This is a genomic window from Micromonospora sp. Utrum1 (assembly GCF_057197805.1).
Window position 1 is genome coordinate 1,067,239 of record NZ_CM170071.1, and the last position, 23,645, is coordinate 1,090,883.

The window sequence follows — 23,645 nt, forward strand, 5'->3', positions numbered from 1 at the left end:
GAAGGCCCCGGTCGGCTCGACCGGGGCCTTCCTCGTCGACCGGGGTCAGCCGGTGTTGCGCATGCCGGCGGCGATGCCGTTGACCGTGGTCAACAGCGCCCGCTCCAGCGCCGTACCGTCGTTGGGGGCGCGGCGGCCGCCCGGCGCGGTGGCCACCGCGCGGCCCGCGGCGCCGGACTCCCGGTACTGGCGCAGCAGCGCCACCTGGAGGTGGTGCAGCGGCTCCAGGTAGGTGTCCCGCACGGCGAGGGTGCGCTGGAGCACGGGCGAGTTGTCCAGCAGGGCGGGTGAGGCGGTGATCGCCAGCACCTCCTGCTTGGTCAGCTCGTACTCCTGCTCGATCTTCTCGAAGATGGGGTGCAGCTTCCTCGGGACCAGCGTCTCGACATAGCGCCGGGCGATGGACAGGTCGGTCTTGGTCAGCATCATCTCGACGTTCGACAGGAACGTGCGGAAGAAGTGCCAGTTCCGGTTCATCTCGGCGAGCACGTCCTCCAGCCCGGCCGCCCGCGCGGCGGCCAGCCCGGAGCCCACGCCGAACCAGCCGGGCACGATCTGCCGGGTCTGCGTCCAGCCGAACACCCAGGGGATGGCCCGCAGGCCGGACAGCCCGGCGCCGGTGTTCGGCCGCTTCGCCGGCCGGGAGCCGATGTTCAGCGCGCCGAGCAGTTCGGTGGGGGTGGAGGCCCAGAAGTAGGCCGGCAGGTCCGGGTCCTCGACCAGCGACCGGTAGGACCGGAACGCCGACTCGGAGACGACGTCCATGGTCGCGTCCCAGCGCTCCAGCATCTCGGCCGGCTGCCGGGGCCCGGTGTGCAGCAGCGTCGCCTGGAGCACCGCCGCCACGGTCAGCTCCAGGTTCTCCCGGGCCAGCGCGGGCAGCGTGTACTTGTCGGAGATGACCTCGCCCTGCTCGGTCACCTTGATCGCGCCGTCGAGCGTGCCGTACGGCTGGGCCAGGATGGCGTCGTGGGTGGGGCCGCCGCCCCGGCCGACCGTGCCGCCCCGGCCGTGGAAGAGCCGCAGGTGTACGCCGTGCCGGGCGGCCACGTCCCGCAGCGCGCGCTGAGCCCGGTGGATGGACCACTGGCTGGTGGTGATGCCGGCCTCCTTGTTGGAGTCGGAGTAACCCAGCATCACCTCCTGCACGTCGCCGCGGGCCGCCACCAGCGCCCGGTAGGCCGGCAGCGACAGCAGCTCGTCGAGCAGTTCGCCGCCGGCGTTCAGCTCGGCCGGTGTCTCCAGCAACGGCACGATCCCGATCCGGGCCCGGCCGCTGTGCACGTCGACCAGGCCGGCCTCGCGCGCCAGCACCACTGCGGCGAGCACGTCGTCGACGCCCAGGGTCATCGAGATGATGTACGACTCGATCACCTCGGCGCCGAACCGGTCCTGCGCGTCGCGGATCGTCCCGAACACGTCGAAGGTCTTCTGCGCGCTCTCGGTGAGGGGGCTGTCCTGCGTGGATAGGGGACGCCGGCCCGCAAGCTCGTCGGCGAGCAGCTTGGTGCGCTCCAGCCGGGTGAGCGACGGGTAGTCGGAGACCTCGCCGACCGCCGTGTAGAGCTGGGCGAGCACCTCGTGGTGCTTCTCGGCGTGCTCTCGGACGTCCATGGTGGCCAGGTGCAGCCCGAACGCGGAGACCGTACGGATGGTCGAGGCGAGCCGGCCCACGGCGGTGAGCTGCCCCGAGTTACGGGCCAGCGAGGCGCGCAGCAGCTCCAGGTCGGCGATCAGCTCGGCCGAGCCGCGGTAGTCCCGCCCCGGCACGTGCGGGGTGCCGGCGCGCAGCCGCTCCCGGGTGTTGGCCAGCTTGGCCTTCACGCACCGGGCCTTGAGCCGGTAGGGCTCCTCGGCGTTGACCCGCCGGAACCGGGGCGCCACCTCGGGCAGCGCGTCCAGGTCGGTGGCGAGGCTGGCGGAGAGGTCGAGGGAGACCGCGCGCAGCCGGCGGGACACGCTGACCTCGTTGATCAGCTGGTCCATGGCCTTCTCGGTGGCCTCGATGCCGTGCTCGTGCTGGATGCGCAGCACCTCGCGGGTGACCGCCGGGGTGACGAACGGGTTGCCGTCCCGGTCGCCGCCGATCCAGGTGCCGAAGGTCAGCGGGCGGGCGGTCGGCGAGGTCTCCACGCCGAGGGTGCGCAGCGTGTCGGCGAGGTCGTCGAGGACCTGCGGGGCGGCCTCGGCGTGCAGGTCGCGCAGGTAGTAGATGGCGTTGCGGGCCTCGTCGGTCGGGTCCGGCCGGTCAAGCCGCAGCTCGTCGGTCTGCCACATCAGGTCGAGCAGCTCGGCCAGGCGCCGGTTGGCCGGCCCCTCGTCGCTGGCGCCGTAGAGAATCGCGTTGGCGGTCTCGGCGTCCAGCTCGTCGGCGACGGCGCGCAGCTTCGACAGGATGGACCGGCGGGCCGCCTCGGTGGGGTGGGCGGTGAAGACCGGGCGTACCGCGAGCCGGCGGGCCGCGGCGGCGATCTCCTCGGCCGGCACCCCGCGCTCGGCGATCATCTTGGCCGCCTGGTCCAGCCAGCCGCCGTGCATGGCCCGCCGCCGGCGCAGGTCGCGGGCCCGGTGCACCTGCTCGGTGATGTTGGCCAGGTGGAAGTAGGTGGAGAAGGCCCGGGCCAGCTTGGTGCCGGTGGTGACGTCGAGCCCGCCGAGGCGCTGGGCGGCGGCCGGCGGGTCGGAGCGGACCTGGGCGCGGATCTCCTCGACGAGGTCGAGCAGCGGCCGGCCCTCCTGCCGGGCGAGGGTCTGCCCGAGCAGCGTGCCGAGGCGGCGGATGTCGGCCCGGAGAGCGGCGTCGGGGCCGTCGTGGTCGTGCTGGTCGGTCACGGTGCGCTCCTTACGCGAGTACGAAGGACAGCGCTGTCCGACTCCCTGGATGGTATCCGCGCGGGCCCCGGCGGCAGGAGGGGGACCGCGTGATGATCTGCACTCTGGGACGTACCGGGCGGCTCAGTCATCGGCGGTCGGCGCGACCGGGCGGGCGCGGGCCGCGCGCCGGTGCGCCCGGAAGATCGTCGCGGTGACCAGCCCGAGGAGCCCGAGCAGCGTCCAGAGGGTGAGCCCGGTCAGCGTCCAGCCCATCGAACTGCGGTCGAAGTAGACCGCCGACTTGATCAGGTCGGTGGTCAGGCCGGGCACGTTCCACAGGTGCATGCCGCGCAGCCAGGCCGGCAGGAACTCCGGGGCGTAGATGCCGCCCGAGCCGGGGTTGCCGAGCACCACCAGCAGCAGGATCACGAGGCCGGTGCCGAGCAGCCCGAGCCACGCCTGCACGGCGGCGGCCACCATGGCGGCGGCGAAGACGGCCAGCGCGCCGACCGCCGCGACCGCCGGGATGTCGTGGTGCCAGACGTCGAGCACCGGACCGACGACGGTGGCGCCGACGATCCCCAGCACGGCCGAGTAGACCGCCAGGGCGGCGATCCGCAGCCCGGCCCGGGGCAGGGTGACCGGTGCGGTGCCGACCCGCAGGCCCAGGGCGGTGGAGGCCAGGTAGCCGCCGAGCACGTAGCCGATCGCCAGGTAGAAGGGCACCAGGCCGCGCGGGTCGGTCGACTGCACCGGCACCTCGTCGGTGACCTGGATCGGCAGGTTGGCCTGCCGGGCGGCCTGGCCGAGCACCTGGATCACCAGGTCGGTGGCGGCCGGGGCGGAGGCGCTCGCGGTGACCAGGCGCAGGCCGTTGTCCGGGCCGGAGGTGAGCACCGCGTACACGTCGCGGCCGATCAGGCCGTCGTCGGCGGCGGCCGGGTCGTCGTACTCGATGGGTTCGATCTTGTCGGTGCGCTGGCGGACGGCGGCCAGAACCGCCTGGGCGCGCTGGTCACCGAGGACCACCCCGACGGGCACGTCGTGGGGCCGAGGTTGGTGCAGCGCGCCGACGTACGCGGCGATGAACGCGGTGGCCAGGGCGAGCGTGCCGAGCAGCAGCGCCGCGGTGCGGGGCAGCCAGTCGCGTACCGTGAGGTCCCGCTGCGCCTCGTCCACGCGCTCAGAATATTGCCCGGATATGCCGGATCCGGACGGTTTTCCCCCGGGGGAATTCGCTGGCGCGGCCCGATAGCTTCGGATCATGACGCTGCCCAGCTACCCCCCGAAGCCGAAGCCGGGCGACCGGGTCGCGGTCGTCTCGCCCTCCGCCGGCCTGCCGGGCCTCTTCCCGCACGTCCACGAGCTGGGCCTGCGCCGGCTCCGGGAGGAGTTCGGGCTGGAGCCGGTGGAGTATCCGACCACCCGGCAGATGGGGGCCGACCCGCGGGACCGGGCGCGGGACCTGACCGCCGCCTTCGCCGACCCGAGCGTCACCGCGGTGCTGGCCACGGTCGGCGGCGACGACCTGATCACGGTCACCCCGTTCCTCGACGACGCGGTGCTGCGCGCCAACCCGAAGCCCTACTACGGATACTCCGACAACACCAACGTCCTCAACCACCTCTACCGGCTGGGGATCGTCGCCTACCACGGCGGATCGGTGCTGGTGCACCTCGGCCGGTCCGGCGCACCGCACCCGCTCACCTTCGACTCGCTGCGCGCCGCCCTCTTCACCTCCGGCTGGTACGAGCTGACCCCGGCGCCGGAGTGGGGCGACGAGCCGCGCGACTGGCGGGACCCGGCGACCCTCGCCGACGAGCCGGTGATGTTCCCCGGCGAGGGCTGGCGCTGGCACGGGCCGGCCCGGGTGGTGCAGGGGCGGACCTGGGGCGGCTGCCTGGAGATCATCGGATGGCTGACGGCCGCCGACCGGGTGCCGTCGGCGGCCGAGCTGGCCGGGTCGGTGCTGGTCTTCGAGACCTCCAACGAGCTGCCCGGCGCGCGGGAGGTCTTCCGGATCGTGCGCAACCTGGGTGAGCGGGGGCTGCTCGCCGCCTTCCCGGCGATCGTGGTCGGCCGGCCCAAGGCGTGGGACTTCGACAAGCCGCACACCCTGGACGAGCGGCGGGCCTGGGGCGAGGCGCAACGCGAGGCGATCCTCCGGGCGCTGGCGGACTACACGGACGACCCGGTGGTGGTCTTCGACGTCGACCTGGGCCACACCGACCCGCAGTTGATCATCCCGTACGGCGGGGAGATCCGGGTCGACGCGGTCGAGCGCCGGATCTCGGTGCGCTACTGAACCTCCCGCGGCACGGTGGCGTGCCAGTCGATGTGGTGGCGGTGGACGGGGCCGAACATCTGCTCCGGGGTGGGCATGGCGGGCCGGGCGCCCGCCTGCCCGGCCTTGGCGCGGTTGGTGGCGGCCGCGTTGCCCCCGATCAGCTCCACCCGGCTCCGGCGCAGCCGCTCGTAGGCGCCGAACGCGGCGCTGTGGTCGGGCAGGTCGCGCAGGCAACGGGCCAGTTCGACGGCGCTCTCGATTGCCAGTGAGGCGCCCTGCCCGGAGCTGGACGAGGGTGCGTGGACCGCGTCGCCGACGAGGACCAGGCGTCCCCGGTGCCAGTGCGGCACGGACGGCATGCGCTCCATCGGCCCGGTCGCCATCAGGGTGTCGGGCGCGGTGTGCGCCAGCAGCCGTTCGCCGGGAACGTGGCCCGCATAGCGCTCGCGCAGCCGCGTCAGCCACTGCTCCGCCGGGATCCGCTGGACCTCCGCCCAGGTGAGCGGCTCGGTACGGGGGAGGCTGGCGAACCAGCAGAGCTGCCCGTCGGGCAGTCGCCACCAGCCGATGAACGAACTGCCGAAGGCGAAGTACATGGTGCCGGGCTCGGCGGGTGCCACGTCCTCCGCGACCAGCCCACCGAAGCCGAGCACGCCGGCGTACTCGGGCCCGGGCGCGTTCGGGTCGATCAGGGTCCGGACGGTGGAGCGGATGCCGTCGGCGCCGATCAGCACGTCCGCGCGGGCGGTGCTGCCGTCGGCGAAGACGGCGGTGACCCCGTCCGGGGTGTCCTCGGCCCCGACGAGGCGCCTGCCGTGTTCGATCTTCACGCCCTGGGCGAGCGCCTGTGCGGTCAGCGCCCGGTACAGGTCGGCGCGGGCCATCACGTGGGTGGCGGGCAGCCCGGGGAAGCCGTGGAACTCGGTCAGCCGGTTTCCCGCGCCGTCGGCCATGACCACGCCGGGGACCGCGTGGCCGGCCGCCCGGACCGCCTCCTCGGCCCCGACGATCCCCAGCGCCGTCAGGCCGTTCGGGGCGAGGCTCAGCATCGCTCCGACGCCGTCCGCCCCGCCCGGGTACGCCTCGTGCACCGTCGCCTCGATGCCCGCTCGGGCCAGTGCCATCGCGGCGACCGTGCCGCCGATGCCGCCGCCGATCACCGCTGCCGTCCGTACCGTGCCCATCTGCCAACTCCCTCCGGTCGCGTAACAACGAGAATAGTTTCACTGAAACTAGTCCGTGTCAACTAGTCTCGATGGTTAGAATCGCTGGCATGGACACCGCTGCCCGGAGCTCCCCGCTCGCCCTCACCGTGCTGGCCCTGCTGCACCACGAGCCCCTGCACCCGTACGGGGTGCAGCGGCTCATCAAGCAGTGGGGCAAGGACCAGGTGGTCAACGTGGGGCAGCGGGCGAGCCTCTACCGGACCATCGAGCGGCTGCACGCCGACGGCCTGATCGCGGTGCGGGAGACCGGCCGGGAGCAGGCCTACCCGGAACGCACCGTCTACGAGTTGACCGACGCCGGCCGGCGGGTCGCCCGTACGTGGCTGAGGGCGATGCTGGTCGAGCCGAAGCAGGAGTTCCCACAGTTCCCGGCGGCCCTGTCACACCTCGCGATGATCAGCCCGGCGGAGGCGGCGGAGCTGCTGGAACGGCGTGCCGACCGCATCGGGCGAGCCCGGCAGGAGCGGGCCGCCGCGCTCGCCGCGCACGCCGACCTGCCCCGGGTCTTCAACCTGGAGGATGAGCACCTGGACGCGGTCGCCGCCGCCGAGGAACTGTGGTTGCGCTCAGTCGTCGAGGACCTGCGTAGCGGCCGACTCACCTGGTCGGCGCCCCCACCCCCGCCCGCCGAGCCGGCCTGACCGCCGCGAGCGGTTCCGCGCCGCGCGGAGCGCGACCGGCTGAGGTCAGCCGGCGACGACGGCGAAGGCGCGGACCGGGAAGGTGCCCATGCCGGCCACCCGGGGCGGGGCGGCGGTGAACCGGAACCCTTCCGGGGGCAGGGCGCCCAGGTTGGTCAGGTGCTCGACGATCGGCACCCCGGCGGCGAGCAGGGTGCTGTGCGCGGGGCGCTGTCCGGCCGCCGCCGGGGTCATGTCGTCGATGTTGATCGAGTCGATGCCGACGAGCGTCGCCCCCGCCTCGACCAGCCAGTCCGCGCCGTCGGCGGTCAGGTGGGGCGCGTCGGGCCCGGCGTAGCGGTCGGTGCCGAAGTGCGCGTCCCAGCCGGTGTGCAGCAGCACCGCCCGGCCGGCCACCTCGTACGGGGCGAGCAGCAGCCGGTCCACCGCCCGGGTGGTGCCGGCCGGCACCCGGACCACCACCCCGGGCAGGTCGGCGAGGCGGTCCAGCGGAACGCCGGTCAGGTCGGGGCCGTCCGCCCAGCGGTGCGCCGGCGCGTCCACGTAGGTGCCGGTGTTGGCGATCATGTCGATCTGGGCGACGTGGAACTCGACGCCCGGGGCGTACCGCTCCCGGGACGCCTCGCGGGTCAGCCAGTCGGTGATCCGGGGCGGCTGCCAGCCGGGCAGGGTCACCATGCCGTCGGTGATCACGTGGCTGAGCTCGACCAGCCGCCGCCCGCCGGCCGCCGGGGCGGCCACCCCGCGACCGCCCTTGTGCGGCTCCTCGACGACCGTCCGGTTGGTGATCCGCACCTCACCCACCATGAGCAGCCCGAGGTGCCGGACCAGGAGCGCGGCCAGCTCGTCGTCGGTGATCTCCGGGCCCGGGACGTCCAGCCGGAAGCCGTCGGTCCGCAACCCGCCGCCGTTCGCGAAGGTCACCTCGGCGTCGAACACCGCCCGATACTCACCCGTCATGCGCCCCACCGCACCACGCCCACCCGGGACCGTCAAGATCCATCCCAGGGTCCCCGCCCCGCGCCCCGGCTGCGGCCCGGAATGTCCGCGCAGCGGGATAGTCTCGAACGGTGCCACCCCCCGTCCGCACCGGACGCGGGGTCGTCGCCGTGCGCCGACCTCCTGGAAGTGATCACAGATGCTCACCGGCCTCTTCTCCGCCGCCCTGGCCGACCCCGGGCTGGCCCGGGCGCGTGACCTGGCGCGCTCCGGTGCTGCCCAGGTCGACGGCCTCGACCTCACCGCCCCCGCCGCGCTGCGCCCGTTCGCCGTCGCCGCGGTGGCCGCCGACGAGCCGGCCGGCGGCGCGGGCCGTCCCGTGCTCGCCGTGACGGCCACCTCTCGCGAGGCCGACGACCTCGCCACCGCGCTGGGCAGCCTGCTGCCCCCGGAGCAGGTGGCGGTCTTCCCGTCCTGGGAGACGCTGCCGCACGAGCGGCTCTCGCCCCGCTCCGACACCGTCGGGCGGCGGCTGGCCGTGCTGCGCCGGCTGGCCCACCCCGGCTCGGCCGACGCGCACGGGCGCACCGGCCCGCTGCGAGTCGTCGTGGCGCCCGTCCGCTCGCTGCTCCAGCCGCAGCTCAAGGGGCTCGGCGACCTGGAGCCGGTGCAGCTCGCCGCCGGCGACGAGGCGGACCTGGAGGAGGTCGCCCGCCGGCTCATCGACATGGCGTACGCCCGGGTCGACCTGGTCACCAAGCGCGGTGAGTTCGCCGTGCGCGGCGGCATCCTGGACGTCTTCCCGCCCACCGACGAGCACCCGTCCCGGGTCGAGTTCTGGGGCGACGAGGTGGAGGAGATCCGCACCTTCGCCGTCGCCGACCAGCGCACCATCGAGGGCGTCCCGCAGCTCTGGGCGCCGCCGTGCCGCGAGCTGCTCCTCACCCCCGGGGTGCGCAAGCGGGCCGCCGCGCTCGCGCAGGAGCACCCCGAGCTGGCCGAGATCCTCGACAAGCTGGCCGAGGGCATCCCGGTCGAGGGGATGGAGTCGCTCGCCCCGGCGCTGATCGGCGCCGACTCGATGGAGCTGCTGATCGACTGCATGCCGGCCGGCACCCACGTGCTGCTCTGCGACCCGGAGCGGATCCGCACCCGGGCGCACGATTTGGTGCGTACCTCCGACGAGTTCCTCCAGGCCAGCTGGGCCGCGGCCGCCGTCGGAGGCCAGGCCCCGGTCGACCTCGGCGCCGCCGCCTTCAAGACCCTGGCCGACGTACGCGCGGCCGCCCGTACCCTCCGCCAGCCCTGGTGGACGCTGTCGCCGTTCGGCCTGACCGAGGCGGAGGCCGCGCCGGAGCGCCAGCCCTGGGAGGACGAGCCCACCGAGGTGGACGTCACCCCGGACGACGCCATCGCGGTGACCCTGGCCGCCCAGCCCGCCCCGCTCTACCACGGCGAGACCGCCCGGGTGGTCGACGACCTCAAGCGCTGGGCCGGCGAGGGCTGGACGATCGCGCTGGTCTTCGAGGGGCACGGCCCCGCCCAGCGCGCCGTCGAGGTGCTCCGCGACGCCGGCCTCGGCGCCCGGCTCACCGAGGAGGTGCCGGCCGCGCCCACCCCCGGCGACCTGCTGGTCTCCTGCGGCTGCCTGACCGCCGGCTTCGTCGACGAGGCGTCCCGGTTCGTGCTGCTCACCGGCAACGACGTCACCGGCGGCCGGGGCACCTCCACCCGCGACATGCGCAAGATGCCCAGCCGGCGGCGCAACACCATCGACCCGCTGGAGCTGAAGGCCGGCGACCACGTGGTGCACGAGCAGCACGGCATCGGCCGGTACGTCGAGCTGGTGCAGCGCACGGTCAACGGCGCCAGCCGGGAATACCTGGTCATCGAGTACGCGCCGAGCAAGCGCGGCCAGCCCGGCGACCGCCTCTTCGTCCCCACCGACCAGCTCGACCAGCTCTCCCGCTACGTCGGCGGCGAGCAGCCCACCCTGCACAAGATGGGCGGCTCGGACTGGCAGAAGTCCAAGGCCCGGGCCCGCAAGGCGGTCCGCGAGATCGCCGCGCAGCTGATCCAGCTCTACGCCGCCCGCAAGGCGTCCAAGGGGCACTCGTTCGGCCCGGACACCCCGTGGCAGCGGGAGCTGGAGGACGCCTTCCCCTGGCAGGAGACACCGGACCAGCTCGCCGCCATCGAAGAGGTCAAGCGGGACATGGAGCAGACCGTCCCGATGGACCGGCTGATCTGCGGCGACGTCGGCTACGGCAAGACCGAGATCGCGGTCCGGGCGGCGTTCAAGGCGGTGCAGGACGGCAAGCAGGTGGCCGTGCTGGTGCCCACCACGCTGCTGGTGCAGCAGCACTACAACACCTTCGCCGAGCGGATGAGCCAGTTCCCGATCACCATCCGGCAGCTCTCCCGGTTCCAGACGCCGAAGGAGACCGAGCGGACCCTGGAGATGGTCGCCGACGGCACCGTCGACGTCGTCATCGGCACCCACCGGCTGCTCCAGTCAGCCACCCGGTTCAAGCAGCTCGGGCTGGTCATCATCGACGAGGAGCAGCGCTTCGGCGTCGAGCACAAGGAGCACCTGAAGACGCTGCGCGCCTCGGTCGACGTGCTGGCCATGTCGGCCACCCCGATCCCGCGCACCCTGGAGATGGCGATCACCGGCATCCGGGAGATGTCCACCATCGCCACCCCGCCGGAGGAGCGCCACCCGGTGCTCACCTTCGTCGGGGCGTACGACGACCGGCAGGTGGCCGCCTCGATCCACCGCGAGCTGCTCCGCGACGGGCAGGTCTTCTACCTGCACAACCGGGTCGAGTCGATCGACAAGGCGGCCCGCCGGATCCGCGAGCTGGTGCCCGAGGCCCGGGTCGCGGTGGCGCACGGCCAGATGGGTGAGGAAGCGCTCGAGAAGGTGATGGTCGGCTTCTGGGAGAAGGAGTTCGACGTCCTGGTCTGCACCACGATCGTGGAGTCCGGCATCGACATCCCGAACGCCAACACCCTCATCGTGGAGCGGGCCGACCTGCTGGGCCTGGCCCAGCTGCACCAGATCCGCGGCCGGGTGGGCCGGGGCCGGGAGCGGGCGTACGCCTACTTCCTCTACCCGACCGACAAGCCGCTCACCGAGAACGCGCACGAGCGGCTGGCCACCATCGCCCAGCACACCGAGCTGGGCGCCGGCATGTACGTGGCCATGAAGGACCTGGAGATCCGGGGCGCCGGCAACCTGCTCGGCGGCGAGCAGTCCGGGCACATCGAGGGCGTCGGCTTCGACCTCTACGTCCGGATGGTCGGCGAGGCGGTCTCCGCGTTCAAGGGTGAGCACGCGGAGGAGGAAACCGAGGTCAAGGTGGATCTCCCGATCGACGCGCACCTGCCGCACGACTACGTCGGCGTGGAGCGGCTGCGCCTGGAGATGTACCGCAAGCTGGCCGAGGCCCGCGACGAGGAGCGGCTGCGCGAGGTGGTCGCCGAGATGACCGACCGCTACGGGGAGCCGCCCGGGCCGGTGCAGAACCTGGTCGCGGTGGCCCGGTTCCGGCTGCTGGCCCGGCGGTACGGCCTCACCGACGTGTCGATGCAGGGCAAGCACATCCGGTTCGGCCCGCTGCCCCTGCCCGACTCGAAGCAGCTCCGCCTCAAGCGCTACCACCCGGACTCGGTCTACAAGCAGGCGCTCGACCAGGTCAGCGTGCCCCGGCCGAGCACCCGCCGGGTCGGCGGCGAGCCGCTGCGCGACCAGGCGCTGCTGGAGTGGTGCGCGCAGCTCCTCAAGGACGTGCTCGGCGAGCCCGCGGAGCTGGCCGGTTCTGCCAGCCCCGCAGTGGCGAGCGGAAGGTGACACAGCGAGCCGGTCGCGGCGCAGCCGGCCGGGGCGGGGGCGCGGTGAGGTGGGCGGCGTCACAGCCGCGTACCGGCCGTGAGAGAGTGACCGGCATGCGTGCTCGCCGTCTTGTCGCCGTCGCCAGCATGGCGGTCGGCCTCGTCGCCCTCACCGGTTGTCGTACCGAGCCCGGGGTCGCCGCCTACGTCGGTGACCACCGGGTCACCGAGGACCAGGTCACCTCGATCCTCGACGAGATGCGGGGCGGTCTCTCCGCCTCGCCGGCCACCGCGGAGCAGGCCCCCGCGCTGCTGCCGGGCCGGGACCAGGTGGTGGCCACCCTGGTGCTGCTCGACGTGTGCAAGGAACTCTCCACCGAGAAGGGCTACCAGCCGCAGGGCCAGGTCAGCCCGGCGCAGGTGGCCCAGCAGACGGGCCTGCCGGCCGACGCCGTCTACCCGCAGCGGGTGGCCGAGTTCTACACCTGCATGTCCGGGGTGCCGGCCGGCGAGCAGGCCGCGCCGACCCAGGAGGAGCTGGCGACCGTGATCGCGGCGGGCCGGTCCGCCGGCGCGATTCCGCCGGACGTCAGCGACAAGGACGCCGCCGGCCAGCTCGACGGCGACCAGCTCCGGTCCGCGCTGGCCACCCGCAAGGTGCTCGCCGACGCGATCGGCGGATACGACGTCACGGTCAACCCGCGCTACCGCCCGCTGCTCTTCCCGCTGCTCAGCTTCAAGGGTGACGTGCCGGCGGTCTCCGTGCCGCTGGGCGAGGCGGGCTCCGCGGTCACCGAGATCTCCACCCCGGAGCCGGAGTCGACCGAGCCGGGGCCGGCCGAGCCCAGCGCGTCGGTGGCGCCCTGAGCATGACCGCGCGCATCGTCCTGCTGGTCACCTCGCCCCGGCTGCCGGCCGGCCTGCTGACCGCGCCCGCCTGGGACGTCGTACGCACCGCGCCGGTGCTGGCCGGCGCGGAGAGCGAGCTGGCCACGGCGGTCCGGTCGACGGGCGCCGAGGTCACGGTCGTGACCGAGGGCGCCACGCAGGCCTTGCTCGACGCGGCGGCCGCGCACGGCAGCGCGGTCTGGCTGGCCGGCCCGGCCGGCGACGAGGCGCTCGCCCGCGAGCTGGGGCTGCGGCTGGCCCGCCAGCCCGGCCTCGCCGAGCTGGAGCTGATGTACGGCTCCTGGGACCCGCCGGGGGCCCGGCTGCTCGACGCGATCGAGGTGATGGACCGGCTGGCCTCGCCGGGCGGCGATCCGTGGAAGCGGGCGCAGACCCACCGCAGCCTGGCCGGCTTCCTGCTCGAGGAGTGCTACGAGGCGTACGACGCGATCAGCGCCGACGACACCGACGCGCTGCGCGAGGAGTTGGGCGACGTTCTGCTCCAGGTGCTGCTGCACGCCCGGCTGGCCGAGGACCTGCCGGAGGGGAAGCGCTGGACGGTCGACGACGTGGCCGGCGGCCTGGTCGACAAGATGGTCCGCCGCAACCCGCACGTCTTCTCGGGTGAGCAGGCCGGGTCGATCGAGGAGATCGAGGCGAACTGGGAGCGGATCAAGCGGGCCGAGAAGACCCGCGAGTCGGTGCTGGACGGCATCGCGTTGAGCCAGCCGGCGCTCGCCCTGGCCGCGAAGATCCTGGACCGGGCCGGCCGCATCGGACTGGCGGTCCCCCCGCCCCTGGCGGAATCCCAGGTCGATCCTGAGGCGCGGCTCGGCGCGGGCCTGCTCGCCACGGTCGCCGCGGCCCGGCAGGCCGGCATCGACCCGGAGGCCGCCCTCCGCCGCGCCACCCTCGCCTACGCCGACGCCGTCCGCGCCGCCGAACGCGCCGCCGGCTGACCGGACGGCCGGTGCCCTGGTCGGCGGCACCGGGAACGTCGGCGGAGATCGGTAAGGTCGACGGCATGGAGTCGTTCGTACCGCTCGCCGAGCGGATCGTGGAGGCGTTGCTGGAGAGCCGGCCCGGGCTGGCCACCTCGGCCGGGGACCACCGGTACGACGACCGGCTGCCTGACCTCTCGGCCGACGCCCTCGCCGCCGACCAGGCGATGCTGAAGGACGCGGCCGACGCGCTCTCCGAGATCGACCCCGACTCGCTCGACGTCGAGGAACGGGTCGACCACGCGCTGCTCAGCAGCCTGGTCGACCGCGGGCTGTTCGAGGCGACCGAGATCCGCAGCCACGAGTGGGACCCGCTGCGGCACAACCCCGGTCCGCTGCTGCACGCCCTCATGGCCCGGCCGTACGCGCCGGTCGAGGAGCGGCTGACCCATCTCGCCGGGCGGCTGGCGGCCGTACCCGACGCCCTGGCGACCGCGCGCGCGACGCTGCGCGACATGCCGCGGATCCACGCCGAGACGGCGGTCGGGCAGTTCACCGGCACGGCGGCGCTGATCCGCGACGAGGTGCCCGGGCTGCTCGCCGAGGCGCCCGCGATGCACGACCGGGTCGAGCCGGCGGCCACCGCGGCGATCGCCGCGCTGGAGGAGTTCGTGGCCTGGCTGCGCATCGGCCTGGCCGCCGACGCCGGCCCGGGGCGCGACCCCCGGCTGGGCAAGCGCCGCTGGGAGGCGCGGCTCTGGCACACCCTCGACACCGAGCTGAGCGCCGCCGAGGTCCAGCGCCGCGCCTGGGCGAACCTCGACCGGGTCACCGCGGAGATCCGCGCGGCGGCCGTCGAGCTGATCGGCGGCCCGGCCGACGACGGGACGGTCCGCCGGGCGCTGGACCTGCTCGCCGCCGAGCACCCGGACGACGCCACCATCGTCGACCTCGCCTCGGTCACGCTCGACGAGGCGAGCGATTTCGTCCGGGCCCACGACCTCGTCAGCCTGGTCGACGACCCGTGCGTGATCCAGGAGATGCCGGAGTTCGCCCGGGGCGTGGCGGTGGCCTACTGCGACTCGCCCGGCCCGCTGGAGACGGCCGACGTGCCGACCTTCTACTGCATCGCGCCCACCCCGGCGGACTGGCCGGCGCAGCGGGTCGAGTCGTTCTACCGCGAATACAACGACCACATGATCCGCAACCTGACCGTGCACGAGGCGATGCCCGGCCACTTCCTCCAGCTCGCGCACGCCCGCCGCTACGCCGGCCCGACCCGGGTCCGCGCGCTCACCGAGTCCGGGGTGTTCATCGAGGGCTGGGCGGTCCACACCGAGGAGCTGATGGCCGGGCTCGGCTTCGGCGGGCTGCCGGTCCGGCTCCAGCAGCTCAAGATGCAGCTCCGGATGACCATCAACGCGCTGCTCGACCAGCTCGTGCACTGCGAGGACCTGCCCGAGTCCGAGGCCATGGCGCTGATGACCGGGCGCGGCTTCCAGGAGGAGGGCGAGGCGGCCGGCAAGTGGCGGCGGGCGTTGCTCACCTCCACCCAGCTCTCCACCTACTTCGTCGGCTACAGCGAGATGGCCGACATCGCCCGCGCCCGGCCGGACGGGGTGTCGCCGCGCGACTGGCACGACGCCATGCTGGCCCACGACTGCCCGCCACCCCGCCACCTGCGGACCCTGCTGGGCGTCTGACCTCAGCGCGGCCCGGCGGCCGCCGCGTCGATCAACCAGCGTGAGATGGAGTACGCCGGCGGCAGCTCCGCCGGCAGCGCGTCCACCGGGAACCAGCGCGCCTCGGTCAGCTCCTTCGGGTCGACCACCGGCTCGGCCGCCGGGTCGGTCACCGTGGCGGTGAAGCCGGCGAGCAGGGTGCCCGGGCCGGACATGGCCCAGGGCTGGCTGTCCACGTAGGTGGGTCGCCCGATGGCCAGCCCGACCTCCTCGGCGATCTCCCGGTGGGCGGCCGCCTCCAGCGACTCGCCCGCCTCGACGAACCCGGCGACCAGCGCCCACAGCTCGGTCGGCCCGTACGCGTGCCGCACCAGCAGCAGCTCGTCGGGCCCACCGGCCCGGCCGGGGCGGGTGATCGCCACCAGCACCGCGACGGAGAGCGGCAGGAACCCGGTCAGCCCGCAGGCCGGGCAGCGCCGCGCGGTCTCGCCCGGCACGTCGACCAGTTCCGCCCGGCACGCCCCGCACCACCGGTGGGTACGCCGCCAGGTGACCACCGCGAGCGCCCGCCCGGCCAGGGTGGCCTGCGGTGCGGGCAGTGCGGCGGCGAGGCCCCGCCAGCCGCGCCAGCGGCCCGGCAGCGCCTCCGGGTCGGCGGTCTCGGCCGCCCAGGCCGGCACCCCGTCCAGCGTGCCGACCGGCACCCAGTCGAGCCCGGCGGGCAGGTCGCCGATCCGGGGGAGCCGCCCGTCGGCGCCGGTCAGCAGCTTGCGTCCGGCCACCGCCAGGGCGAGGTCGTCCCGGTTCGGCGGCCGGCCGTGGTCGGCGGCGGGAAGGAAGCCGTCAGCCGCGCCGGTCACGAGGTCGCGGAGCGGCGGTCGACCACGCCCGCCCCGGCCGGCACGTCGAAGGCGGCCGACTCGACCGTGTCGGTGTAGCGGTTGAGGGTGACCTCCGCCGGCTTGCCGTCGAGGGCGCCGGTGAAGCTGCCCAGCACTCCCTCGGTGGTCACGCAGGCGTCGAAACGGTCGCCGGCCCGGGTGACGTCGATGCAGGTGGCGTGGTGCCCGGCCAGCGTGGTGTCGCTCTGCTCGATGCTCGCCTGGGGGTCCAGCGCCGCTTCGGTGAGCAGCCGGATCACCGCCGGCGGGGTGACCAGGCCGAGCTTGCGCGCCTCGTCGTAGACGATCACCGAGGGTTTGCCGGCCGTCAGCACCGGCGGCGACACCGTGCAGGAGGTGCGCCCGGCCGCGTTCGCGCACCGGGTCACCGCCTCCTGGGTCACCGTGATCTTGCCGTCCGGCCAGGTGTACGAGGAGCGCAACGGATCCTCGGTCTGCGCGATCGAGGCGGTCCGCCCCCCGGCGAGCTGGTATTCGGCGGCCCAGGTCTGCTCCAGCGCCCGGTCCATCCGGGCGGCGAGGTCGTTGACCAGGTCGGCCCGCGCCAGGGCGACCCCGGTGTCGTCGAAGGCCTGGCAGCCGGTGACCGTGAGCGACGCGATGGCCGAGGCGGCGAGCACGCGGAGAGTCGTCGAGGCGGCGGGCATGGTGCCCAGCCTTGTCGATCGACGCAAGCTCTCGCAAACCCGTTGTCGGTTGAGGCCGGGAAATCCGGGAATGTCCGTGTCACCCGTCGTCGTGTGCGGGATTCGGGTCGCGGTCCGCGTGGGGGCGCGGCTCTTCGCACGCAGCCACCCCGCGTGCGAGCAAGCGGGGACCGATACGCTGCGTGCAACACCTGCCTCAGCCGCACCGTCGCGGCCCATATCGGACCGGAACACACAAACGAGGAGCGACTCAGTGGCAACCATCGAGGGAATCGTCGCCCGGGAGATCCTGGACTCGCGGGGCAACCCGACGGTCGAGGTCGAGGTCGGGCTCGACGACGGCACGATCGCCCGCGCCGCGGTGCCGTCCGGCGCCTCCACCGGCGCCTTCGAGGCGATCGAGCTGCGCGACGGTGACAAGGACCGCTACCTGGGCAAGGGTGTCGAGAAGGCCGTCGCCAACATCGAGGACAAGATCGTCGACCAGCTCATCGGGTACGAGGCGAGCGAGCAGCGGCTGATCGACCAGAAGATGATCGACATCGACGGCACGGACAACAAGGCCGAGCTGGGCGCCAACGCCATCCTCGGCGTCTCGCTGGCCGTGGCCAAGGCCGCCGCGGGCAGCGCCGAGCTGAGCCTCTTCCGCTACCTGGGCGGGCCGAACGCGCACCTGCTCCCGGTGCCGATGATGAACATCCTCAACGGCGGCGCGCACGCCGACTCGAACGTCGACATCCAGGAGTTCATGATCGCGCCGATCGGCGCGCCCACCTTCCGGGACGCGGTCCGCTCCGGCGCCGAGGTCTACCACGCGCTCAAGTCGGTGCTGAAGAAGAAGGACCTGTCGACCGGCCTCGGTGACGAGGGCGGCTTCGCCCCGAACCTGCCGACCAACGCCGCCGCGCTCGACCTGATCGCCGAGGCCGTGGAGAAGGCCGGCTACCGGCTCGGCACCGACATCGTCTTCGCCCTCGACGTGGCCGCCACCGAGTTCTTCGACAACGGCAGCTACACCTTCGAGGGCAGCGCGAAGAGCGCCGAGGAGATGAGCAACTACTACACCAAGCTCGTCGGCGACTACCCGATCGTCTCCATCGAGGACCCGCTCTCCGAGGACGACTGGAGCGGCTGGGCCACCCTGACCGCGGCGCTCGGCGACCGGATCCAGATCGTCGGCGACGACCTGTTCGTCACCAACCCGCAGCGCATCGCCCGGGGCATCACCGAGAAGGCCGCCAACGCGGTGCTGGTGAAGGTCAACCAGATCGGCTCGCTCACCGAGACCCTGGACGCGGTGGACCTGGCCCACCGGGCCGGCTTCAAGTGCATGATGAGCCACCGCTCCGGCGAGACCGAGGACACCACCATCGCCGACCTGGCGGTCGCCACCGGCTGCGGCCAGATCAAGACCGGCGCCCCGGCCCGCTCCGACCGGGTCGCGAAGTACAACCAGCTCCTGCGGATCGAGGAGGAGCTGGCCGACGCGGCGCGCTACGCCGGTGCCGGCGCGTTCCCGCGCTACCGTTCGGCCTGAGCCGTGAGCTCCGGGGGAGGGGTGTGACGATGCAGCAGCGCCGCACACCGGGTGGCCAGCGGCCCGCCCGTCGGCCGGGTCAGGCCGGCCGGCCGGGCGCGGGCCGGGTCCGATCGTCGGTCCGCGACGCCGGCGTCCGCGCCGAGCCGCGCACCGCCGGCCGGTCGCCCGGCGCCACCCGCGCCAGCGAGGGGGTACGCTCCGCGAGCCGTCCCGCGGCGGCCCGGCGTACCGCGGCCGGTGGCACGGTCAAGCGGCTCACCGCACCCCAACCCCGGCGCTTCACCGGGCGCGCCACCGTGCTGTTCGCGGTGCTGATCGCGCTCGCCCTGGCGTACACCTATCCGGTCCGGGTCTACCTTGACCAGCAGGCCGACATCGAGCGGATGGAGGCGTCCCAGGCCGACCAGCGCAAGCTGATCGAAGACCTGACCGCCGAGGCGGAGAAGTGGCACGACCCGGCGTACATCGAGACGCAGGCCCGGGAGCGGTTCTTCATGGGCCGGCCGGGCGAGACCCCGCTGGTGGTGCTCTACGACCCGGAGGGGGCCGCCGAGGACGCCGGCAAGGGTGCCAAGCCGGGGGCGCCGAAACCACCCGACCCCTGGTACGACACCCTGTGGTCGAGCGTGCAGGCGGCCAACGCCGAGCGCCCCCGACAAGTGAGCACCAGAGCGAGAGAGGCACCGTGAGCGTCGTACCACCGCTGCATCCGGCGGCGGAATCCGTACCCCCGCCGGAGCGCCAGCCGGCCACCGAGGCCGACCTGGCCGCGGTGGCCGCGCAGCTCGGACGCCCGCCCCGCGGCACCCGGGCGGTGGCCCACCGGTGCCCGTGTGGCCTGCCCGACGTGGTGGAGACGACGCCCCGGCTGGCCGACGGCACGCCCTTCCCGACGCTGTTCTACCTGACCTGCCCGCGGGCCACCGCGGCGTGCAGCCGGCTGGAGTCCGCCGGGCTGATGAAGGAGATGGCCGAACGGCTCGCCGAGGACCCGGAGCTGGCCGACCGCTACCGGGCCGCCCACGAGGACTACCTGGCCCGCCGGGAGGCGATCGGCCAGGTGCCGGAGATCGCCGGCATCTCGGCCGGCGGCATGCCGGGGCGGGTCAAGTGCCTGCACGTGCACCTGGGGCACGCGCTGGGCGCCGGGCCGGGGGTCAACCCGTTCGGCGACGAGACCCTCGCCCTGGTGGAGAAGTGGTGGGCCACCGGCCCCTGCGTGGACGTGCCCGCGGCGGAATGAGATGAGCGCCGCCGACGAGATCGTGGTCCGCCGCGCCCGCACCGGCGACGTGCGCGGCATCCGGCGGCTGGTGGACACCTACACCGACGACCGGCGGCTGCTCAGCAAGGCCACCGTCACCCTCTACGAGGACGTGCAGGAGTTCCGGGTGGCGGTGACGCCCGACGGCACGGTGGTCGGCTGCGGCGCGCTGCACGTGATGTGGGAGGACCTCGCCGAGATCCGCACGGTGGCGGTCGACCCGTCCTGCCGGGGGCACAAGATCGGGCACCGGATCGTCGGCGAGCTGATCGACGCGGCCCGCGAGCTGGGCGTCGCCCGGATCTTCGTGCTCACCTTCGAGACCGGGTTCTTCGGCTCGTTCGGGTTCCGCGAGATCGACGGCGCGCCGGTGCCGCAGCCGGTCTACGAGCAGCTGCTCCGCTCCTACGACGAGGGCGTCGCGGAGTTCCTCGACCTGGAGCGGGTCAAGCCCAACACCCTCGGCAACAGCCGGATGCTGCTGCGCCTCTGATCCGCCTCACGTGCGTCTCGGATGGGCCGCGAAGAACTCCAGGATCAGGTCGGTGGCCGTGACACCGGCGTTCGGGGCGGCGAGCTCTTCCGACCTGACGCTCGGCCAGCAGTGGCCCATCTCGGGGAGGCTCCACACCGTCCGGGCCGGGCCCGCACACCACCATGGCGCTCGCCCGGGGCGTCGCGATCAGCCTCTCCTCGGCCTCCGAGCACGCCACCGCGCTGCGGGCCGCCGGCCTGGTCACCACCGAGCGCGACGGCGGCGCCGTCCGCCACCGCCTGACCCCGCTCGGCGCCCACCTCCTCGGCCGCCCTGCGGCCGACGACTGAGCCGGCTCGGTTGATCGACTCGAGGTCGCCGATCTGGCGGTATCCGCCCGCCCTTGATGCCCCCACCTCCCGCGAGGTGGAGTGGATCAACCGGCGGGACACCGCCACATCGCCGAGCGGCCGGCCGGGCTGCCGTAGGGTGGCAGCCGTGACGACTCGCGTGGCCGCCATCGACTGCGGGACCAACTCGATCCGACTGCTGGTCGCCGACCTGCCCGACCCGTCCGCCGGGCCGCAGGCGCCGCTGGTCGACCGGAGCCGCCGGATGGAGATCGTCCGGCTGGGCCAGGGCGTCGACAAGACCGGCCGGCTGGCGCCCGAGGCGATCGAGCGCACCCGCGTCGCGCTCGCCGACTACGCCGCGGAGATCGAAAAGCTGGGCGCCGAGCGGATCCGGATGTGCGCCACCTCCGCCTCCCGCGACGCCTCGAACGCCGCCGACTTCCGGGCCATGGTCGAGCAGACCCTCGGCGTGGCGCCGGAGGTGCTCACCGGCGACGAGGAGGCCCGGCTCTCCTTCACCGGCGCGGTCCGCGGCCTGCCCGCCGACGCCGAACCGCCGTACCTGGTGGTCGACATCGGCGGCGGTTCGACCGAGTTCGTGGTCGGCACCCGCGAGGGCGGCGTCCAGGCGGCCATCTCGATGGACATCGGCTGCGTCCGGATGACGGAGCGCCACCTGCACGGCGACCCGCCCGGCCTGGACGAGATCGCCGCCGCGCAGGCCGACATCGCGGTCGCCGTGGACCGGGCGCTGACGGCGGTGCCCGGCCGCGAGGCCGCCACCCTGGTCGGGCTCGCCGGGTCGGTCACCACCGTGGTCGCCATCGCCCAGGGGCTCCAGGAGTACGACCCGGCGCGCATTCACCACGCCCGGGTGTCGTACGGCCAGGTCGCCGAGGTCACCGCCGACCTGCTGGGCAAGACGCGCGAGCAGCGGCTGACCATTCCGGTGATGCACCCCGGCCGGGCCGACGTGATCGGCGCGGGCGCGCTGGTGCTCCGGGTCATCATGGAGCGCGCCGGGATGCCCTCGGTGGTCGCCTCCGAACACGACATTCTGGATGGCATCGCCTGGTCGCTGGCCTGAGGCGGCGTGGCGTGATCGATGTCGAGCTGCTCATGGACGAGTTGGGGCGGCGGCAGATCGACGTCATGATTCGCGTCGACCGGGAACGGATGGCGCAGTTCAACGGCCGACCGTGGACGATGCTGCTCTCCGGACCGGGACTCGGTGGTCGGCACGTGATCCGCGTCGACACGAGAACCTTGCCGGACGCCCTCGACCGCTGCCTCGCCGAGTTGGTCAGCTGCCCAGGTGACTGGGCCTGGCTGGACGCGTATCGGGGCCTTCCGCGCTCCTGACTGTCGGAGACCGACCCTCACTGGCAGCTCAGGCGATGGCCGCGATGTCCCCGTCGTCGAAGTAGATGGCCTGGTGGAGCCGGCCGCCCAGAGCGGCGGCGAAGCGGGCCACCACCTCCTGGCCAGAGATCTTGCCCTGTTCGATCTGGGAGACCCGCCCCTTCGTGACGCCCATCCGGTCCGCCACCTGCTGCTGGGTCAGCCCACGGGCGCGGCGTACCTCAGCGAGCCGATGGCCGATGACCTCGGCGAGGAACTCCTGCTTGCCCGCCTCGACGACCTCTTCACCGCCGGCACGTGCGACGTGCTCGGCCCGGATGTCCTGCCACCGCGAGTAGTCGCTCATGCTTCCCCCTCCTGTCGTGCCCGGTCCTTCAGGTAGAGCTCATAGCGGTGTTCTGCAAGCGGAACGGCCTCCCGGTACCACGTCTTCCACTGGCCCGACTTGTCGCCGGCCACCAAGAGGATGCTCGAACGCCACGGGTCGAACGCAAAGAGAATACGTACGCTGCCCGGGGCCAGTTCCTTCAAGTTGGCCATCGCCGAGCCGTGGATGGTGTCGACCAGCGGTCGCCCGAGACCGGGGCCGTGCTCCGCCAGGAGATCGATTGCCTGCACGACCCGCGCGTAGGTGTTGCCGTCGAGTGTTCCGATCCATTGCCGTACCTCGTCGACGAGGTAGACGTCCCCACTCGCCAGCCACCATGAGGACGAGTATAGCGATCGGTATACCCCCGGTCCCGCTTGAGGTGCGGCGCGTCGGCCCGGGTCTCGTCTCGGCGTAGTCGGGCGCTTAGGGTCGGTGGGTGGCGGTCAGGCGGATCAAGCCGAACATCCTCTCCGACGACTTCGAGGCCAGCAGCCGTTTCTACCGGGACCTGATCGGGCTCGACGGCGGTCACGGGCTCGACTGGATCCTGTTCTTCGGCGGCGCCGTCCGTGAGGTCCAGCTCTCCGTGATGAAGCTGGACGTCAAGGCGGGCGTGCACCCCGACGTGTCGATCGAGGTGGACGACGTCGACGACGTGCACGCCCGGTGCGTCGCGGCCGGAGCCGAGATCGTCTATCCGCTGACCGACGAGCCGTGGGGGCTGCGCCGGTTCTTCGTCCGCGACCCGAGCGGCACGGTCGTCAACGTGACGCAGCACCACGAGTAATCGGCGGGTCAGCTGCGTTCGGTGGCGAGGCGGGCGCCGAAGCCGAGCAGCGCCACCCCGGTCAGCCCGTCCAGCCAGCGCCGCACCCGCCGCCGGGACAGCAGGTCCCGGGCCCGGTCCAGCGCCGCGACCAGCACCAGCAGGTACGCGAGGCCGAGCACGGCGTGGCTCAGCGCGAAGGTGAGCAGCATCCCGATCGGCGCCGCGTCGCCGACGAACTGCGGCAGCACGGCCAGGTAGAACGCCAGCACCTTCGGGTTGGTGACGTTGGACAGGAAGCCCTGCCGGAACCCGGCCAGCGCCTGCCCGGGCGCGGCGGTGGCGTCGCCGGCCAGCGGCGGGTAGTCGCCACGCCAGGCCGACCGCCAGGCCTGCACCCCGAGGTACGCCAGGTACGCCACACCGGCCCAGCGGATCGCCTCGAACAGCGGCTGGGAGCGGACGATGAGCGCGCCGAGCCCGGCGGCGGCGGTCACCCCCTGCACCGCGTTCGAGGCGGTCACGCCGATCGCGCTCCACCTGCCGCGGCGCCGGCCGGCGGCCAGCGTGTTGCGGGTGACCACGGCGAAGTCGGGCCCCGGGATGAGGATCAGCACGGTGGCGAAGACCAGGAACGACGCGTAGCTGCTCCACGACATGCCCCGAGCCTACGCAGCTACCATGCGCTTGACAGTACTACGCAATCCACAC

General features: G+C 73.5%; 22 protein-coding genes and 1 pseudogene. 14 read left to right on the forward strand and 9 right to left on the reverse strand.

Going from position 1 to position 23,645, the window contains the following annotated elements; genetic code table 11:
- Window positions 1-45: 45 nt before the first annotated feature.
- Window positions 46-2,832: a phosphoenolpyruvate carboxylase gene (gene ppc, locus AC0OLQ_RS05385; RefSeq protein WP_484530417.1), complete on the reverse strand. Its 2,787-nt coding sequence runs from the start codon at window positions 2,830-2,832 to the stop codon at window positions 46-48.
- Window positions 2,833-2,955: 123 nt separating this feature from the next.
- Window positions 2,956-3,993, reverse strand: a complete 1,038-nt coding sequence (locus AC0OLQ_RS05390; RefSeq protein WP_484530418.1) for a hypothetical protein — start codon at window positions 3,991-3,993, stop codon at window positions 2,956-2,958.
- An 85-nt stretch (window positions 3,994-4,078) separates the two neighbouring features.
- Here AC0OLQ_RS05390 and AC0OLQ_RS05395 point away from each other — a divergent pair, with 85 nt between their 5' ends.
- Window positions 4,079-5,119, forward strand: coding sequence for a S66 family peptidase (locus AC0OLQ_RS05395; protein WP_484530419.1), 1,041 nt, complete (start codon window positions 4,079-4,081; stop codon window positions 5,117-5,119).
- On the opposite strand, the gene AC0OLQ_RS05400 is transcribed toward AC0OLQ_RS05395, so the two are convergent.
- Window positions 5,113-6,285 carry an FAD-dependent monooxygenase gene (locus AC0OLQ_RS05400; protein ID WP_484530420.1) on the reverse strand — a complete coding sequence of 391 codons (1,173 nt, stop codon included), beginning with the start codon at window positions 6,283-6,285 and terminating at the stop codon, window positions 5,113-5,115. The two genes, AC0OLQ_RS05395 and AC0OLQ_RS05400, sit on opposite strands and share 7 nt — an antisense overlap.
- Before the next feature lie 89 nt (window positions 6,286-6,374).
- Here AC0OLQ_RS05400 and AC0OLQ_RS05405 point away from each other — a divergent pair, with 89 nt between their 5' ends.
- A complete protein-coding gene (locus tag AC0OLQ_RS05405; RefSeq protein WP_484530421.1) occupies window positions 6,375-6,968 on the forward strand; it encodes a PadR family transcriptional regulator in 594 nt (197 codons plus the stop codon).
- A gap of 45 nt (window positions 6,969-7,013) precedes the next feature.
- On the opposite strand, the gene AC0OLQ_RS05410 is transcribed toward AC0OLQ_RS05405, so the two are convergent.
- Entirely contained in the window at window positions 7,014-7,928 is a 915-nt protein-coding gene (locus tag AC0OLQ_RS05410; RefSeq protein ID WP_484530422.1) for a cyclase family protein, read from the reverse strand.
- Between the two features lie 178 nt (window positions 7,929-8,106).
- Here AC0OLQ_RS05410 and mfd point away from each other — a divergent pair, with 178 nt between their 5' ends.
- The 4 genes from mfd to AC0OLQ_RS05430 all read left to right on the forward strand — a co-directional run bounded on the left by mfd (window position 8,107) and on the right by AC0OLQ_RS05430 (window position 15,276).
- Window positions 8,107-11,763, forward strand: coding sequence for a transcription-repair coupling factor (gene mfd / locus AC0OLQ_RS05415; protein WP_484530423.1), 3,657 nt, complete (start codon window positions 8,107-8,109; stop codon window positions 11,761-11,763).
- Window positions 11,764-11,858: 95 nt separating this feature from the next.
- Window positions 11,859-12,611 (forward strand): hypothetical protein, encoded by a 753-nt coding sequence (locus AC0OLQ_RS05420; RefSeq protein WP_484530424.1) that lies wholly within the window; start codon window positions 11,859-11,861, stop codon window positions 12,609-12,611.
- Between the two features lie 2 nt (window positions 12,612-12,613).
- Window positions 12,614-13,591: a nucleoside triphosphate pyrophosphohydrolase gene (locus AC0OLQ_RS05425; RefSeq protein ID WP_484530425.1), complete on the forward strand. Its 978-nt coding sequence runs from the start codon at window positions 12,614-12,616 to the stop codon at window positions 13,589-13,591.
- A gap of 65 nt (window positions 13,592-13,656) precedes the next feature.
- Complete coding sequence (locus tag AC0OLQ_RS05430; protein ID WP_484530426.1) at window positions 13,657-15,276, forward strand: DUF885 domain-containing protein; 1,620 nt, start codon at window positions 13,657-13,659, stop codon at window positions 15,274-15,276.
- Between the two features lie 2 nt (window positions 15,277-15,278).
- On the opposite strand, the gene AC0OLQ_RS05435 is transcribed toward AC0OLQ_RS05430, so the two are convergent.
- Both AC0OLQ_RS05435 and AC0OLQ_RS05440 read right to left on the reverse strand, forming a co-directional pair.
- Window positions 15,279-16,115 (reverse strand): NAD(+) diphosphatase, encoded by an 837-nt coding sequence (locus AC0OLQ_RS05435; protein WP_484530427.1) that lies wholly within the window; start codon window positions 16,113-16,115, stop codon window positions 15,279-15,281.
- Window positions 16,112-16,804 carry a hypothetical protein gene (locus tag AC0OLQ_RS05440; protein ID WP_484530428.1) on the reverse strand — a complete coding sequence of 231 codons (693 nt, stop codon included), beginning with the start codon at window positions 16,802-16,804 and terminating at the stop codon, window positions 16,112-16,114. Before AC0OLQ_RS05440 ends, AC0OLQ_RS05435 begins: the two co-directional genes overlap by 4 nt.
- A gap of 253 nt (window positions 16,805-17,057) precedes the next feature.
- On the opposite strand from AC0OLQ_RS05440, the gene eno reads away from it, so the two are divergent.
- The 7 genes from eno (at window position 17,058) to AC0OLQ_RS05475 (ending at window position 21,798) form a co-directional block, all read left to right on the forward strand.
- A complete protein-coding gene (eno, locus tag AC0OLQ_RS05445; RefSeq protein ID WP_357335246.1) occupies window positions 17,058-18,341 on the forward strand; it encodes a phosphopyruvate hydratase in 1,284 nt (427 codons plus the stop codon).
- Window positions 18,342-18,370: 29 nt separating this feature from the next.
- Window positions 18,371-19,033: an FtsB family cell division protein gene (locus tag AC0OLQ_RS05450; RefSeq protein WP_484532278.1), complete on the forward strand. Its 663-nt coding sequence runs from the start codon at window positions 18,371-18,373 to the stop codon at window positions 19,031-19,033.
- Window positions 19,030-19,587 carry a DUF501 domain-containing protein gene (locus AC0OLQ_RS05455; RefSeq protein WP_484530429.1) on the forward strand — a complete coding sequence of 186 codons (558 nt, stop codon included), beginning with the start codon at window positions 19,030-19,032 and terminating at the stop codon, window positions 19,585-19,587. The genes AC0OLQ_RS05450 and AC0OLQ_RS05455 overlap by 4 nt, the downstream gene beginning before the upstream one ends.
- A 1-nt stretch (window position 19,588) precedes the next feature.
- A complete protein-coding gene (locus AC0OLQ_RS05460) occupies window positions 19,589-20,101 on the forward strand; it encodes an amino-acid N-acetyltransferase (protein WP_357335250.1) in 513 nt (170 codons plus the stop codon).
- A gap of 164 nt (window positions 20,102-20,265) precedes the next feature.
- Complete coding sequence (locus AC0OLQ_RS05465) at window positions 20,266-20,433, forward strand: helix-turn-helix domain-containing protein (RefSeq protein WP_484530430.1); 168 nt, start codon at window positions 20,266-20,268, stop codon at window positions 20,431-20,433.
- A 160-nt stretch (window positions 20,434-20,593) separates the two neighbouring features.
- On the forward strand, window positions 20,594-21,523 hold the full coding sequence (locus tag AC0OLQ_RS05470) for a Ppx/GppA phosphatase family protein (RefSeq protein ID WP_484532279.1): 930 nt from the start codon (window positions 20,594-20,596) through the stop codon (window positions 21,521-21,523).
- An 11-nt stretch (window positions 21,524-21,534) separates the two neighbouring features.
- Window positions 21,535-21,798 carry a hypothetical protein gene (locus AC0OLQ_RS05475; RefSeq protein ID WP_357335255.1) on the forward strand — a complete coding sequence of 88 codons (264 nt, stop codon included), beginning with the start codon at window positions 21,535-21,537 and terminating at the stop codon, window positions 21,796-21,798.
- Between the two features lie 28 nt (window positions 21,799-21,826).
- Here AC0OLQ_RS05475 and AC0OLQ_RS05480 read toward each other — a convergent pair whose 3' ends face one another.
- Window positions 21,827-22,144, reverse strand: coding sequence for a helix-turn-helix domain-containing protein (locus AC0OLQ_RS05480; protein WP_484530431.1), 318 nt, complete (start codon window positions 22,142-22,144; stop codon window positions 21,827-21,829).
- A pseudogene (locus tag AC0OLQ_RS05485) lies at window positions 22,141-22,504 on the reverse strand (type II toxin-antitoxin system RelE/ParE family toxin). Before AC0OLQ_RS05485 ends, AC0OLQ_RS05480 begins: the two are co-directional and overlap by 4 nt.
- A 100-nt stretch (window positions 22,505-22,604) precedes the next feature.
- Between AC0OLQ_RS05485 and AC0OLQ_RS05490 the strand changes: the two are divergent.
- Window positions 22,605-22,955, forward strand: coding sequence for a VOC family protein (locus tag AC0OLQ_RS05490; RefSeq protein ID WP_484530432.1), 351 nt, complete (start codon window positions 22,605-22,607; stop codon window positions 22,953-22,955).
- An 8-nt stretch (window positions 22,956-22,963) separates the two neighbouring features.
- Here the strand turns inward: AC0OLQ_RS05490 and AC0OLQ_RS05495 are convergent, their stop codons facing one another.
- Window positions 22,964-23,593: a LysE family translocator gene (locus AC0OLQ_RS05495; RefSeq protein WP_484530433.1), complete on the reverse strand. Its 630-nt coding sequence runs from the start codon at window positions 23,591-23,593 to the stop codon at window positions 22,964-22,966.
- Window positions 23,594-23,645: the final 52 nt, after the last annotated feature.

Excerpts from the sequence above, each read along its gene's own strand:
- AC0OLQ_RS05425 (WP_484530425.1), top strand. The coding sequence starts at position 12,614 with ATGACCGCGCGCATCGTCCTGCTGGTCACCTCGCCCCGGCTGCCGGCC.
- AC0OLQ_RS05410 (WP_484530422.1), bottom strand. The coding sequence starts at position 7,928 with ATGACGGGTGAGTATCGGGCGGTGTTCGACGCCGAGGTGACCTTCGCG.
- AC0OLQ_RS05405 (WP_484530421.1), top strand. The coding sequence starts at position 6,375 with ATGGACACCGCTGCCCGGAGCTCCCCGCTCGCCCTCACCGTGCTGGCC.
- AC0OLQ_RS05450 (WP_484532278.1), top strand. The coding sequence starts at position 18,371 with ATGCAGCAGCGCCGCACACCGGGTGGCCAGCGGCCCGCCCGTCGGCCG.
- AC0OLQ_RS05480 (WP_484530431.1), bottom strand. The coding sequence starts at position 22,144 with ATGAGCGACTACTCGCGGTGGCAGGACATCCGGGCCGAGCACGTCGCA.
- AC0OLQ_RS05400 (WP_484530420.1), bottom strand. The coding sequence starts at position 6,285 with ATGGGCACGGTACGGACGGCAGCGGTGATCGGCGGCGGCATCGGCGGC.
- AC0OLQ_RS05420 (WP_484530424.1), top strand. The coding sequence starts at position 11,859 with ATGCGTGCTCGCCGTCTTGTCGCCGTCGCCAGCATGGCGGTCGGCCTC.
- AC0OLQ_RS05395 (WP_484530419.1), top strand. The coding sequence starts at position 4,079 with ATGACGCTGCCCAGCTACCCCCCGAAGCCGAAGCCGGGCGACCGGGTC.
- mfd (WP_484530423.1), top strand. The coding sequence starts at position 8,107 with ATGCTCACCGGCCTCTTCTCCGCCGCCCTGGCCGACCCCGGGCTGGCC.
- AC0OLQ_RS05430 (WP_484530426.1), top strand. The coding sequence starts at position 13,657 with ATGGAGTCGTTCGTACCGCTCGCCGAGCGGATCGTGGAGGCGTTGCTG.
- AC0OLQ_RS05440 (WP_484530428.1), bottom strand. The coding sequence starts at position 16,804 with ATGCCCGCCGCCTCGACGACTCTCCGCGTGCTCGCCGCCTCGGCCATC.
- AC0OLQ_RS05495 (WP_484530433.1), bottom strand. The coding sequence starts at position 23,593 with ATGTCGTGGAGCAGCTACGCGTCGTTCCTGGTCTTCGCCACCGTGCTG.
- AC0OLQ_RS05460 (WP_357335250.1), top strand. The coding sequence starts at position 19,589 with ATGAGCGCCGCCGACGAGATCGTGGTCCGCCGCGCCCGCACCGGCGAC.
- AC0OLQ_RS05465 (WP_484530430.1), top strand. The coding sequence starts at position 20,266 with ATGGCGCTCGCCCGGGGCGTCGCGATCAGCCTCTCCTCGGCCTCCGAG.